The 11812-nt window shown below is 66.0% G+C and carries 15 protein-coding genes; 4 read left to right on the top strand and 11 right to left on the bottom strand.

What is annotated here, in order from left to right:
* Nucleotides 1-39 precede the first annotated feature (39 nt).
* Nucleotides 40-693 carry a tetratricopeptide repeat protein gene (locus IE187_RS01740; protein ID WP_189674858.1) on the top strand — a complete coding sequence of 218 codons (654 nt, stop codon included), beginning with the start codon at nt 40-42 and terminating at the stop codon, nt 691-693.
* Nucleotides 694-737: 44 nt separating this feature from the next.
* On the opposite strand, the gene IE187_RS01735 is transcribed toward IE187_RS01740, so the two are convergent.
* From IE187_RS01735 to IE187_RS01720, 4 genes are all read right to left on the bottom strand, one after another.
* Entirely contained in the window at nt 738-1016 is a 279-nt protein-coding gene (locus IE187_RS01735; protein ID WP_133188568.1) for a hypothetical protein, read from the bottom strand.
* 158 nt (nt 1017-1174) lie between these two features.
* Entirely contained in the window at nt 1175-2578 is a 1404-nt protein-coding gene (locus IE187_RS01730) for a M20/M25/M40 family metallo-hydrolase (RefSeq protein ID WP_189674857.1), read from the bottom strand.
* The gene (locus IE187_RS01725) at nt 2575-3018 is read right to left on the bottom strand and encodes a type II toxin-antitoxin system VapC family toxin (RefSeq protein WP_189674856.1); all 444 of its coding nucleotides are present in this window, start codon (nt 3016-3018) and stop codon (nt 2575-2577) included. The genes IE187_RS01730 and IE187_RS01725 overlap by 4 nt, the downstream gene beginning before the upstream one ends.
* The gene (locus IE187_RS01720) at nt 3015-3275 is read right to left on the bottom strand and encodes a hypothetical protein (RefSeq protein ID WP_189674855.1); all 261 of its coding nucleotides are present in this window, start codon (nt 3273-3275) and stop codon (nt 3015-3017) included. Before IE187_RS01720 ends, IE187_RS01725 begins: the two co-directional genes overlap by 4 nt.
* A 101-nt stretch (nt 3276-3376) precedes the next feature.
* On the opposite strand from IE187_RS01720, the gene ettA reads away from it, so the two are divergent.
* A complete protein-coding gene (ettA, locus tag IE187_RS01715) occupies nt 3377-5056 on the top strand; it encodes an energy-dependent translational throttle protein EttA (RefSeq protein WP_133188560.1) in 1680 nt (559 codons plus the stop codon).
* A gap of 24 nt (nt 5057-5080) precedes the next feature.
* On the opposite strand, the gene IE187_RS01710 is transcribed toward ettA, so the two are convergent.
* From IE187_RS01710 to IE187_RS01685, 6 genes are all read right to left on the bottom strand, one after another.
* A complete protein-coding gene (locus tag IE187_RS01710; RefSeq protein ID WP_189674854.1) occupies nt 5081-5653 on the bottom strand; it encodes a Uma2 family endonuclease in 573 nt (190 codons plus the stop codon).
* Nucleotides 5654-5720: 67 nt separating this feature from the next.
* Nucleotides 5721-5996 carry an acylphosphatase gene (locus IE187_RS01705; RefSeq protein ID WP_189674853.1) on the bottom strand — a complete coding sequence of 92 codons (276 nt, stop codon included), beginning with the start codon at nt 5994-5996 and terminating at the stop codon, nt 5721-5723.
* A gap of 126 nt (nt 5997-6122) precedes the next feature.
* The gene (locus tag IE187_RS01700) at nt 6123-6503 is read right to left on the bottom strand and encodes a DoxX family protein (RefSeq protein WP_189674852.1); all 381 of its coding nucleotides are present in this window, start codon (nt 6501-6503) and stop codon (nt 6123-6125) included.
* A gap of 55 nt (nt 6504-6558) precedes the next feature.
* A complete protein-coding gene (gene greB / locus IE187_RS01695) occupies nt 6559-7065 on the bottom strand; it encodes a transcription elongation factor GreB (protein WP_189674851.1) in 507 nt (168 codons plus the stop codon).
* Nucleotides 7066-7086: 21 nt separating this feature from the next.
* Entirely contained in the window at nt 7087-7821 is a 735-nt protein-coding gene (locus IE187_RS01690; RefSeq protein ID WP_133188550.1) for an NYN domain-containing protein, read from the bottom strand.
* Between the two features lie 45 nt (nt 7822-7866).
* A complete protein-coding gene (locus IE187_RS01685; protein ID WP_189674850.1) occupies nt 7867-9858 on the bottom strand; it encodes a lytic transglycosylase domain-containing protein in 1992 nt (663 codons plus the stop codon).
* Nucleotides 9859-9944: 86 nt separating this feature from the next.
* Between IE187_RS01685 and dapA the strand changes: the two genes are divergently transcribed.
* Nucleotides 9945-10823 (top strand): 4-hydroxy-tetrahydrodipicolinate synthase, encoded by an 879-nt coding sequence (gene dapA, locus IE187_RS01680; RefSeq protein ID WP_189674849.1) that lies wholly within the window; start codon nt 9945-9947, stop codon nt 10821-10823.
* Nucleotides 10824-10885: 62 nt separating this feature from the next.
* Nucleotides 10886-11248 carry a GIY-YIG nuclease family protein gene (locus tag IE187_RS01675; protein ID WP_189674848.1) on the top strand — a complete coding sequence of 121 codons (363 nt, stop codon included), beginning with the start codon at nt 10886-10888 and terminating at the stop codon, nt 11246-11248.
* Between the two features lie 6 nt (nt 11249-11254).
* Here the strand turns inward: IE187_RS01675 and IE187_RS01670 are convergent, their stop codons facing one another.
* Nucleotides 11255-11671: an acyl-CoA thioesterase gene (locus tag IE187_RS01670; RefSeq protein ID WP_133188542.1), complete on the bottom strand. Its 417-nt coding sequence runs from the start codon at nt 11669-11671 to the stop codon at nt 11255-11257.
* Nucleotides 11672-11812 lie beyond the last annotated feature (141 nt).

The following is an 11812-nucleotide window of genomic DNA, read 5'->3' as shown; positions in this document are numbered from 1 at the left end:
AATCCCGTACAGCAGCCTGATGAACGTAGAGCAGACGCAATGAGTGGCTGGATCGGTTTGGCGCTGATCGGCGTCGTGGCCGCCGCAGCCTTATGGGCCAGCGGCGTGTCGCGCTCGCTGTGGACGCTGGTCGGCGCTGCCGTGATGCTCGGGGCTGCGGGATACGCGCTTCAGCAACGCGCCGGGCTTGGCGAACATCTGGCGGCGTCGGATGCGATCCCCGTGGCGGTCGCCCCGGAAATGGTCGAGCTGCGCGACGCGATGCTCGGTCGCTTTACTGGCGACGGCGCATATCTGATCGCGTCGGACGCGCTGATGCGCGCGGGCAGCCGGCGTAGCGGCGTCAATGTCATCCTGCTCGGCCTCAACCATTATCCGCGCAGCCTGACGCTGTGGACCGGGCTGGGGACCGCGATGGCGCAGCACGACGCCGCGATGTCCCCCGCGGCGCGGCTCGCGTTCGAGCAGGCGACCCGGCTCGCGCCAGACCATCCCGCACCAGCATTTTTCGAAGGCCTCGCTTACGCGCAGGCCAGGGACTATCGCACCGCGCATCGCTATTGGGCGCGGGCGCTCAGCCTGGCGCCCGCTGGCACCTCGTATCGTCGCGAGATCGCATTGCGCTTGGCGGCGCTCGACATGGTCCTCGCGCAGCTCGACGCAGCGGGCACGAAAAAGGGCGCCTTCCGCTAGGAAGGCGCCCCAAATCTTCAGATCCGGGCCGAAGCCCAGTGATCTTAGTTGGCAGCCTTGGCGACGTTGTCGGCCTTGGCTTCGCCCGCGTCACGGACGTTGTCGGCAGCGTCATGCAGTTCGTCGGCCTTGTTCGCCAGGACGTCCGAAGCAACCGCGTTCGAGGTGTTCGAAGCCATGTCGTCGATCATCGACGCGTTGTTGTCGATGCCGTCGGCGATGACGTCAGCATTGTTTTCGATTGCAGCAGCTTCAGGGTTCTTGTTGCAAGCGGCGAGCGAGACCAGGCCGGCGGCGACGAGAACAAGGGCGATCTTCTTCATGCAATTGCTCCCAAGCAAATTAGCGCTTCGCAGTCGGCCCTATGCCGCCCGCGAAGATCGGAGGCATAGCGCCCCGCTGCGGTGCGTCAATCGCAAATCGGCCATAGACGGGCGCTTCTGCCACCTTTCGGCCATATTTGCGACGAAGCGAGCGCGGGCTATTTCTTCGGCGTAACCGGGCCGATTGCCTCGGGCGCATCGGCGACGATCGCGAGCATTGTCGCCCAAGCCGCTACATTCTGACGCAATTGTTGCGGATCGATCCGCTCGAGCGTGTCCTCTGGCGTGTGGTGGTAATCGAAATAGCGCGTGCCGTCCTGGTTGAGGTCGATCGCGGCGACGCCGGTCGCCAGAGTCGGGCCGACATCGGTCCCGTCGCCCCCGATTCCGCTGCCGCGAACGATTCCGAGCGGCGCGAGCGCGGCGGCGAGGCTATCGCCGACGGCTTTGGCGGTCGCGGGGAGGTTGGTTTCGAATCGCCAGACGCGGTCGGCGCCGAAGTCGGATTCGGCCGCCAGTGCGTGCGTCTCGCCGGCATGTGCCTTGGCATAGGCGAAGCCGCCGAAGCCGCCGGTCTCCTCGTCGCCGAACCAGACGACGCGAATCGTGCGGCGATGGCGACCGCTGTCCATCAGCCGCTTTGCGGCGGCGGTGGTGATCGCGACCCCCGAGGCGTCATCGATCGCGCCGGTGCCCAGATCCCAGCTGTCGAGATGCCCGCCGATCAGGATCGTGCCTGCCGTGGGATCGGTGCCGGGGACTTCGGCGACGACATTGCCCGACATGCGGGTCGGCACGAAGGTCGGGGTGAGGGTGAGGTGGAGCGTCACGGGCTTGCCGCGCTTGATCATCCGCTCGAGGTTGGCCGCATCGGCGACCGAGAGCGCGGCAGCCGGGATCGGTGCGACGCCCGTCGCGAAATTGGTGACGCCGGCGTGGGGGCCACGACCGTGGTCCGAACCGATCGAGCGGATCACGATCGCGCTTGCGCCCTTGGTCGCGGCGATGCTCGGTCCGGCGCGACGCGCCTGGCCTTCGGGGCCATAGGCCGATCCGTCCTGATTGGCCTGCATCGCGTTCGAGACGAAGGCGAGCTTGCCCGCAAGACTCCCGTCGGGCGCCGCGCGGAGGTCAGCGAGCGAGGGGAAGAAGGCGACCGGGAGCGTCAGCCCCGCGGCGGGCGTCGCGCCCGAATTGCCGAGCGCGGTCAGCCGCAGCGGCTGCGCGAACGGCGCGACCACCTCCGCCGTCTCGACGCCGCGGACCCAGACATTCTGCAGTTCATACGGTTCGATCCGCACATTCTTGAAGCCGAGGCTCTTGAGCTTCGCCACCGCCCATTGCCGCGCCCGCTCTTCCTGCGGCGAGCCGTCGGGGCGGGGCCCGACCTCGGTGGTGAGCCCCTCGACGATGTCATAGGCGATGTCGTCGTTCAGCGCCTTGTCGCGCAGCGCAGCGACTGCGGGATCGACCAGCGGGGCAGGGCGCTGGGCGAGCGCCGGGCCGGTGAGCAGGGTCGAGGCGAGCAGCAGGCAAGGGGCGAGGGCGCGAAGCTTGGTCAAGAAGGAGTCCCGTCTGTTTGCAAGGGGTTGATGGCGGCGACACCGAGCGAGGCGGCAGCGCGGACTTGGCGGATGTCGGTCGAAACGAGTGTAAGCCCGAGGCGTCCGGAAGTGGCAATGTGAATCGCGTCGGGAAGGCGCAAACCGAGTTCGAAGCGCAGCATGTAGCCCGTCGCGACATCGATATCGGATGGCGCGACAGTGGTGCGGGCCCAATCGGGAAGACGCGTGGGGAAATCGAGTAGCAGCGTCTGTGCTTTGGTAGGATCCAATTGCTGCATCCGGACCCGCCGACCGACCGCCGAGGCAAGCTCCCCGAAGCCGAAGTCGCTATAGCTGAGGCTGGGCTTGGTCGTCTCGATCCAATGCCGCACGCTGATCCAATCGGTATCGCGGAACACAAGCGTGCCCATCACGCTGGCATCGCAATAGTGGCTCAATGATCGTCCTCGTCCCGCATTTCGCGGAGCAGTTCGCCCCAGCTCTTCTCGAAACGCGGCATCGGGTGTTCAGCGTGGAAGCGCTCGAGTTCCGCGATGTCGATAGGCTGCGGTTCGCGAGCCGAGACGTCTGGCTCCCGCGCGGCAACGGTCGCCACCACCACGCCATCGCGCACGATCTCCACCGCGCCGTCGCGCTCGACCGCTTCGACCAGATCCGCGACGCGGCGATCATCCGAGATGTCGATCCGTTCCATCGTAACAGGCTACCGCACCCCGCCCACGTTGCCAACGCCCCCGCGCATCGCTATCTGCCACGCCAACAATCCACCATCTTTACCCCCGGAGTCCGCAGCCGATGGCCGTGCAGTACAGCTATGTGATGAAGGGCCTGACCAAGACCTTCCCCGGCGCCCCCAAGCCGGTGCTCAACAACATCTCGCTCCAGTTCCTCCCCGACGCCAAGATCGCGATCATCGGGCCGAACGGTTCGGGCAAGTCGACGCTGATGAAGATCATGGGCGGAATCGACCCCGAATTCACCGGCGAGGCGTGGGCCGCCGAGGGCATCAAGGTCGGCTATCTGCCGCAGGAGCCCAAGCTCGACGAGACCAAGGACGTGATCGGCAACGTCCGCGCGGGCGCGGGCCCGATCGGCGGGATGGTCGATCGCTATAACGAGATCGTCGCGATCATGGGCGATCCGCCCGAGGATTGCGATTTCGACGCATTGCTCGCCGAGATGGGCGATTTGCAGGAGAAGATCGACGCGGTCGACGGCTGGAGCCTCGACAACCAGCTCGAGATCGCGATGGAAGCGCTGCGTTGCCCGCCGGGCGACAGTTCGGTCACCAACCTCTCGGGCGGTGAAAAGCGCCGCGTCGCGTTGTGCAAGCTGCTGCTCGAAAAGCCCAACATCCTGCTGCTCGACGAGCCGACCAACCATCTCGACGCCGAGAGCGTCGCCTGGCTCGAAAACTACCTGCGCGACTATGTCGGCAACGTGATCCTCGTCACCCACGATCGCTACTTCCTCGATAACGTGGTGAACTGGGTGCTCGAGCTCGATCGCGGGCGTTACTACACCTATGAGTCCAACTATTCGGGCTACCTCGAAAAGAAGGTCAAGCGGCTCGAGCAGGAGGATCGCGAGGAGCAGGGCAAGGCCAAGGCGATCTCGGACGAGCTCGCCTGGATGCGGCAGACCCCCAAGGCGCGCCAGACCAAGTCCAAGGCGCGTATCCGCGCGTTCGACGAGCTGATGGAGAAGCAGGAGAACCGCTCGGTCGGCAAGGCGCAGATCCTGATCCAGCTGCCTGAGCGGCTCGGCGGCAAGGTGATCGAGGCCAAGGGCCTGACCAAGGCTTACGGCGACAAATTGCTGTTCGACAATCTCGACTTCGTGCTCCCGCCGGGCGGCATCGTCGGCGTGATCGGGCCGAACGGCGCGGGCAAGTCGACGCTGTTCAAGCTGATCACCGGCCAGGAGCAGCCCGATGGCGGCTCGATCGAAGTCGGCCAGACCGTCAAGCTCGGCTATGTCGACCAGTCGCGCGACGACCTGACGCCGTCGAACACGGTGTGGGAGGAAGTGTCCGACAAGCTCGAAGTGTTCCGCTTCGGCAAGCAGGAGCTCGGCACGCGCGCCTATGTCGGCGCGTTCAACTTCAAGGGCCAGGACCAGCAGAAGAAGGTCGGCCAGCTGTCGGGCGGTGAGCGCAACCGCGTCCATCTCGCCAAGATGCTCAAGGAGGGTGGCAACGTCCTCCTGCTCGACGAGCCGACCAACGATCTCGACGTCGAGACGCTGCGCGCGCTCGAGGAAGCGCTCGAGAGCTTCGCGGGTTGCGCCGTGGTCATCAGCCACGATCGCTTCTTCCTCGATCGCCTCGCGACGCACATCCTCGCGTTCGAGGGTGACAGCCATGTCGAATGGTTCGAGGGCAATTTCGAATCGTACGAGGAAGACAAGCGCCGTCGCCTCGGCGATGCGGCCGACCGCCCGACGCGGCTGGCCTACAAGAAGCTGACGCGCTGATCTGCGCGGTCGATGCGGCGGGCCCTACAGGTTCGCCGTATCGACGCTCAACCCGACGATCGTCGCCGCTGCGATGATATCGCCGAAAGCGACCGCGCAGCGTTCGGCGTAGATGTCGCCGGTGGGCGACCACATCTGGTGGATCGTGCGCGCCTTGATATCGACCACCCAATATTCGGGCATCGCGGCGCGGGCATAGCTCGCGACCTTGCGGCGGATGTCGCTGCGCATCGTCGTGTCGGACACTTCGATGACGAGGTGCACCGATAGGAGCGGGACGAAGCCCTCGCCGCGCGGCTCGCTCGTCAGCACGATGTCTGGCTCGGGCACGTCGTGCCCCGACAGCGCGATGCTCGCCTCGACCAGCGGGCGCAGCGGCGAGCCGATCGCCCGCAGCGCCGCGCGGATCGCATCATACAATTCGATCTTGGCGAGCGCGTGCGGTCGATGCTGTGCGTTCACGAAATACACCCCCCCGTCGATCAACTCGGTGCGAGTGTAGGGGGCGAATGCTCCTGCTTGGTGAAGCAGCAGATAATCCTCGGCCCGCAGCCGGACTGGCAGCGGCGCGGTATTGAGGGGCGGCGCATCGCTCATGCGCCTAGAATAACACTGCTATAGGTTAAGCGCAGTTGCGAAATTGGCCCCGTTTCGGTGCAGTCCGCTAGGCGGTGAAGCGCTTGGTGAAGCCCTTTGGCGCGCGCTCGTCGGCGGGAAGCGCCTCGACATGGTCGACGCGCGAATGTTCGGATCCCTCGCGGCACGCCTCGGCCATCGCGACGACCGCTTCATCCTCGCCGACGACGAGCAATTCGACTCGCCCGTCGTTCAAATTGCGGACCCATCCGGTGAGGCCCAGCTCCTGCGCCTTGCGCACTGCCCAATCGCGATACCCCGTCCGCTGAACCTTCCCACTCACGAACACGCGTTGCATCGTCATTGTCTTGTACTGCTCCCGACACGGCGCGCTTGAATGACGCACGCCGGACCGGCGCTATAGCCGCGTCGATCGCGCAACGCACGACCATCGATCGCACGGCGCGCAATATTCGTCGCACGCCGTGCTTCACATCCTAGAGCGGCGCGCATCCAAGCTGATCGGGCCGGCTCCGGCCGCGGCGAGATACAGGAAGACGAAGCAATACAGCATCGCCGCTTCGCCACCGTTGGCGGCCGGAAAGACGCTCTTGGGGAAATGCGCGATGAAATAGGCGGCGGCCGACATGCCCGACAGCACGAACGCCACCGGCCGAGTGAACAGCCCGACCAGGATCAGCGCGCCCCCGCCGAGCTCGAGCACGCCCGCCACGGTCAGCAAGGGATTGAGCGGCATGGGGAAGGGCGGGATGCCGAAGAATTTGGAGCAGCCATGCTGGACGAAGCCGAGCCCGACGATGATCCGCAGCAGGCTGAGCAAGCGGGGCGACCAGAGAGGGGGGAGCGGCATCGGCAAGGGTCCTTTGATGGTCAGGGCCCAACCGTGTGCGGCGCACCACCCAGCGTCAATCGCCGGGGATGAAACGCTCGGTTGCCGGGTAGGTGATCGCCACCACTTCATACGCGCGCTCGCCCGCGGGGAGGAGTACGCGCCGCAGATCGCCGACCGCCGCGCCGCGGAGCGCCCGCGCGATCGGCGCGTTCCAGCCGATCTTGCCCGCCGCGGCATCGGTCTCGTCGTCGCCGACCAGCGTCAGCACGCGCTCGACATCGTCGTCATCGGCGATCGTGACGGTCGCGCCGAACCAGATTCGCGCGCGATCGGGCTGCTGGGCGGGGTCGATCACCTTGGCGGCTTTCATCCGCCGCGCGAGGAAGCCGAGCCGCCGGTCGATCTCGCGCAGCCGCTTGCGGCCGTAGATATAGTCGCCATTCTCCGAGCGATCGCCATTGCCCGCCGCCCAGGAGATGACGTCGACGAGCTTGGGCCGCTCCTCGCCGAGCAACTGCCGATATTCGGCGCTGAGCACGGCGTAGCCGGCGGGGGTGATGTAGTTGGGAGGGTCGGTCATCGCGATCGTTCCGGCGGCCGGCTATTTTACGCGCTTGACGAGGACGCCGCCGCCGTCGCGTCGTTCGACGACGAAACCGGGCACCGCCTCGACCAAATCAGACAGCCGCGAAAAGCCATAGTTTCGCGTGTCGAAGCTCGAGCGGTTGCTCGCGCGCTGTCCGACCTCACCCAGCGAAGCGAAGCCCTGCCCATCGCGCTTTGACGCATCATAGGCATCGATCAGGAGGCGTACGAGCGCGCTGTCGACAGGTTCCTTTCCCTCTTTCGACAGGATCGCCGGCGGGAGCGGCATCGGCATCTCGGCGGCGGTCTTCTCTAGCGTTTCGACATCGATGAAGCGGTTGCACGCTTGCCGAAAGCCCTCCGGCGTGTTGGCGCGACCGAAGCCGTAGACTTGAAGCCCCTGCTGACGGATGCGTGTCACCAACGGCATGAAATCGCTGTCGGACGACATGATGCCGAACCCCGTGACGCGCCCCGTCAACAGCAGGTCCATCGCATCGATCGTCATCTTCATGTCGGTCGCGTTCTTGCCTCTGGTCAGGTCGAATTGCTGTTGCGGATCGAGTGCATAGCGCAGCGCGACCTCGCTCCAACCCTTGAGCGCGACTTTGCTCCAATTGCCGTAGATCCGCCGGATGTTGACGGTGCCAAGATCTGCGAGCGCGGTCAGGACCGGGTCTATCGCGGTGTGGCTGGCGTTGTCGGCATCGATCAGCAGTGCAACGTTGCCGGTGGGAACAAGGTCATTCATCGCACTATTCTAGACGCTTGCGATCGGCTGGGCCAGCCTCCGCGCTCAGCCTGGAATGCGCTTGCCGAGATACCAGCTGATCCGGTTCGACCCCGACGAGCGCGAGCGCGTGGGGTTCATCAGATCGTACACCACGGCATTCTCGAGCACGCGCTGGACGTAGTTGCGCGTCTCGTAGATCGGGATCGCCTCGATCCAGTCGAGCATGTCGACGCCGCCGCTGCGCGGGTCGCCATTCGCGCGGAGCCATTTGTTCACGTTGCCCGGGCCCGCATTGTACGCCGCCACCGCGAGCGGATAACTCCCGTACAGCTCGTAGATGTGCCGGAAATAGGTCGATCCGACCATGATGTTATAGTCGGTATCGGTCGTCAGCGCCGCGGCATTGTACGCCAGGCCGAGCTTGCCAGCCTGGTCGCGCGCGGTGCCGGGCATCAGCTGCATCAGCCCGCGCGCGCCGGCATGGCTGATCGCGGCGCGGTCGAACTGGCTTTCCTGGCGCGCGATCGCGTGGATCATCGTCCAGTCGTCCTGGCTCGCCACCGGCACGCGGACGTTGGGGAAACCGACGGTCGAGTATTCGCTGAGCCCGTTCTGCAGCGCGCTGCGCCCGACCATCACGCCGAGATCGGGCCGCCCGAGCGTGCGCGACAGTTCGGTCGCGAGGACATGGTCGCTGTCGCTCTTGGCATCGAGCGCGATCTGGCGGACGAACGCGGTCTGGTCCTCCCAATTGCCGACCGTGCCGAGATATTGCGCCGCGCGCACCGTCTCGCGCGCGTAGAACGCCGCGCGCGTCGACGGGTCGACCGGACGCAGCACCGGATCGCCCGGCGCGACGAGCGGCTGGCCGATCCGCTCGGCGGCAAGCTGGCCGTAGAACAGATCGCGGAACGCCGCGGCGCGCACGTAATAGCCGTTGGCCTCGTCGCGACGCCCGGCGGCCTCGGCGGCGCGCCCGGCCCAATACAGCCCCTTCGATTGCGTCGTCGGCGTCTTCGAGGCGGCGGCGTAACTGACGAACAGCGGCACGGCATCCGCCGGGCGGGCGAGCTGCTTCAGCGCGGTGCGGCCCGCGAGCCAGGCAAGACTCGTATAGTCGTCGCGCTCGCCATAAGGCCGCGTGCTGACGTCGGTGCCGATGGGATAGGCATCGCCGAGCTTGCGCGCGATGTCATAGGCGAGCGAATTCTGCCCGTCATTGGCGGCGGCGCGCGCGTTGGTCAGCAGCACTTCGAACCATTGCTCGGCGCTGCCCGGTACGACCGCGAGCGCGGGGCGCTGTGCAAGCGAATTGCGCGCGCTGGCCGAGGCGCCGGTGTTGCGATACCAGCTCGCCCGGTCGGCGATCCAGCCGGGATCGGTCGCGCCATAGGCCTGCGTCGCGATCAGCCGGTCGCCCGCATCGGGCGCGCTGGTGCGGAAGGCGAGCCGCGCGGCGAAGACGCTCTGCCGCGCCGGGCTGGTCAGCATCAGCTGGCGCTGCGCCGACGCGGTCGCGCCCTGCCACAGCAGCATGTCCATCCGAGCATCGTGATCGGCGGGCGACAGGGCGCCGGGGAAGGTCGCGAGGATCTTGCTCTCGTCGGTGCTCGACAGCGTTCCCGACACCCAGGCGGCGCGCGCCGCGCTGGCCGCTTCGCCTTGCTGCCCCGTCGCGGCGAGCGCTTCGGCAAACCGCGTCTTGCCCGCGCCGGTCAACGCGGGGAAGCGCCGGAAGAACGCGACCACGGTCGACGGCGACCAGCCGCCAGAATCGAGCGCCTTCTCCGCCATCCGCCGCATCGCGGTCTCGCCGGGCCAGCCGGGGTGCGCGAGCAGGAAGCGGGCGTAGCTGTCGAAGCCGTAGCTCGACGATTGCTGGAGCGATTTCCACTCGGCGATCGACGCGGCGATCGCGCTGTTGGTGGCGGTCGTGCCGGTCAGCACCTGCGTCGCGCGACCCCAGCCGAGCTGATCCTGCGCGTCGCCAGAGGTAACGGCGAGGGTCGAAATGCCCGCGAGCAGAACACCGGATTTGAAGAGCCATGCAATCATGTGGACAGACTATGCCTCCGGTCCGTATTTGTCCCGCGCATTACACCTCAAATGCGACGAAATTCGGTTCGCAGGAGCAATTCGCTATGTTTTCGGGATCGATCCCGGCGTTGGTCACGCCGTTCGCCGCAGACGGCAGTTTCGACGAGCGCGCCTATCGCGATTTCATCGAGTGGCAGATCGCCGAGGGCTCGGCCGGGCTGGTGCCGTGCGGCACGACGGGCGAGGCGGCGACGCTGACCGCCGAGGAGCATTTCGCGATCGTCGCGGTCTGCGTCGATCAGGCGCGCGGGCGCGTGCCGGTGTTGGCGGGCGCAGGCTCGAACGACACGCGCGTCGCGATCCACAACATCAAGGCGGCCAAGGCAGCCGGGGCCGATGCGGCATTGATGGTCCCGCCCTATTACAACCGGCCCAATCAGGAAGGCATCTTCCGCCATTTCGAGGCGGTGGCGGGGTCGTGCGACCTGTCGATCGTGCTGTACAACGTGCCGGGCCGCACCGTGACTGACATCGCGGTCGAGACCGTCGCGCGGATTGCGCACGCCATGCCGAGCGTGATCGGCATCAAGGATGCGACGGGCGTGATCCAGCGCGTGTCGGCACAGCGCGCGGCGTGCCCCGAGGGGTTCGAGCAGCTTTCGGGCAATGACGACATGGCGCTCGCGTTCAATGCGACCGGCGGGATCGGGTGCATCTCGGTAACGGCGAACGTCGCGCCGCGGCTGTGCGCAGAGTTCCAGGCGGCGTGTGCGGCAGGGGATTATACGCTCGCGCTCGAACTGCACGACCGCCTGTTCGCGCTGCACGTGTCGCTGTTCACCGATGCCTCGCCCGGGCCGGTGAAATATGCGGTAAACAAGGTTCGCCCAGATTTCCCGACGGCGCTGCGCCTGCCGATGACCTGGCCGAGCGAAGCGAGCCAGCGTGTGGTCGATGCAGGGTTGGCTGCGGCCGGGATCTAACGCCTCACACAATTGTCACCCCGGCCTTGTGCCGGGGTCCACCGTGCGGCAAAGTTCACCGCATGACGATCGAGCGAACCCCGTGCGTCTATATTCTGGCGTCCCAGTACTACGGATCTGTCTATGTCGGCGTAACCTCGAATCTAATTGGTCGCGTGCTCCAACATCGCTCCGGTACTTTCGACGGGCACACGAAGAAGTATGGGATACTCCGGCTCGTGTACTTTGAGGTCGCGGGAACGATGGAATCCGCGATCATGCGCGAGAAACAACTCAAGCGCTATCGCCGAGATTGGAAGCGGAACCTCATCGAATCCGACAACCCCGCCTGGAACGATCTCGCGGTTGGGTTCGGCCTCGAGCCGCTGCCGGCTAACGCCCTTCTCGGTGGACCCCGGCACAAGGCCGGGGCGACGGCCGGGTGACGGCGCTCAATCCTTTGCGAAGAACCGATCGATCACGCCCTGCGCCAGCCTTGCCGGCCGCATCGTCTCGACGTTGAGGCAGCACCAGCTCGACTTGACCTCGGCGAGCACGTCCTCGCCGCGCTTGATCACCGTCTCGTAGAATGCGCGCGCGCCCTGCACCTTTTCGAGCAGCACGGTCGCGATCACCTCGTCGTCGAGGAAGGTCGGCTTGCGATAAGTGATCTCGTGCTTGAGCGCGACCCAGGCGTGCGTCGCCACCGCCTCGCTCGGCGCGAAGCGCTGCCAGTGGCTCACCACCGCGTCCTGCACCCATTTGAGATACGAGGCATTGTTGACGTGCCCCATGAAATCAATGTCGGCAGCGTCGATGGCGATCGGGAAGCTGTGGGTCGCGAATTTGGGAGCGGCGAAATCGGACATGGCGGAACTCTACACTGGATCGGGCAATCACGCGAGCGGCCATTGCACCCAAACCTTAAGATAGGGGCTTCGCGCGCGCTTTGCTTGCGCGCGTCGGCTAAATTGTCCGCATGGCTTTTGTTTCGTCGCGGCAACGCCTAC

Source organism: Sphingomonas glacialis (assembly GCF_014653575.1).
Lineage (GTDB): Bacteria > Pseudomonadota > Alphaproteobacteria > Sphingomonadales > Sphingomonadaceae > Sphingomonas > Sphingomonas glacialis.
This window is presented reverse-complemented; position numbering and strand designations above follow the sequence as displayed.

Excerpts from the sequence above, each read along its gene's own strand:
- IE187_RS01740 (WP_189674858.1), top strand. The coding sequence starts at position 40 with ATGAGTGGCTGGATCGGTTTGGCGCTGATCGGCGTCGTGGCCGCCGCA.
- IE187_RS01735 (WP_133188568.1), bottom strand. The coding sequence starts at position 1,016 with ATGAAGAAGATCGCCCTTGTTCTCGTCGCCGCCGGCCTGGTCTCGCTC.
- IE187_RS01720 (WP_189674855.1), bottom strand. The coding sequence starts at position 3,275 with ATGGAACGGATCGACATCTCGGATGATCGCCGCGTCGCGGATCTGGTC.
- ettA (WP_133188560.1), top strand. The coding sequence starts at position 3,377 with ATGGCCGTGCAGTACAGCTATGTGATGAAGGGCCTGACCAAGACCTTC.
- IE187_RS01710 (WP_189674854.1), bottom strand. The coding sequence starts at position 5,653 with ATGAGCGATGCGCCGCCCCTCAATACCGCGCCGCTGCCAGTCCGGCTG.
- IE187_RS01705 (WP_189674853.1), bottom strand. The coding sequence starts at position 5,996 with ATGACGATGCAACGCGTGTTCGTGAGTGGGAAGGTTCAGCGGACGGGG.
- IE187_RS01700 (WP_189674852.1), bottom strand. The coding sequence starts at position 6,503 with ATGCCGCTCCCCCCTCTCTGGTCGCCCCGCTTGCTCAGCCTGCTGCGG.
- greB (WP_189674851.1), bottom strand. The coding sequence starts at position 7,065 with ATGACCGACCCTCCCAACTACATCACCCCCGCCGGCTACGCCGTGCTC.
- IE187_RS01690 (WP_133188550.1), bottom strand. The coding sequence starts at position 7,821 with ATGAATGACCTTGTTCCCACCGGCAACGTTGCACTGCTGATCGATGCC.
- IE187_RS01685 (WP_189674850.1), bottom strand. The coding sequence starts at position 9,858 with ATGATTGCATGGCTCTTCAAATCCGGTGTTCTGCTCGCGGGCATTTCG.
- dapA (WP_189674849.1), top strand. The coding sequence starts at position 9,945 with ATGTTTTCGGGATCGATCCCGGCGTTGGTCACGCCGTTCGCCGCAGAC.
- IE187_RS01675 (WP_189674848.1), top strand. The coding sequence starts at position 10,886 with ATGACGATCGAGCGAACCCCGTGCGTCTATATTCTGGCGTCCCAGTAC.
- IE187_RS01670 (WP_133188542.1), bottom strand. The coding sequence starts at position 11,671 with ATGTCCGATTTCGCCGCTCCCAAATTCGCGACCCACAGCTTCCCGATC.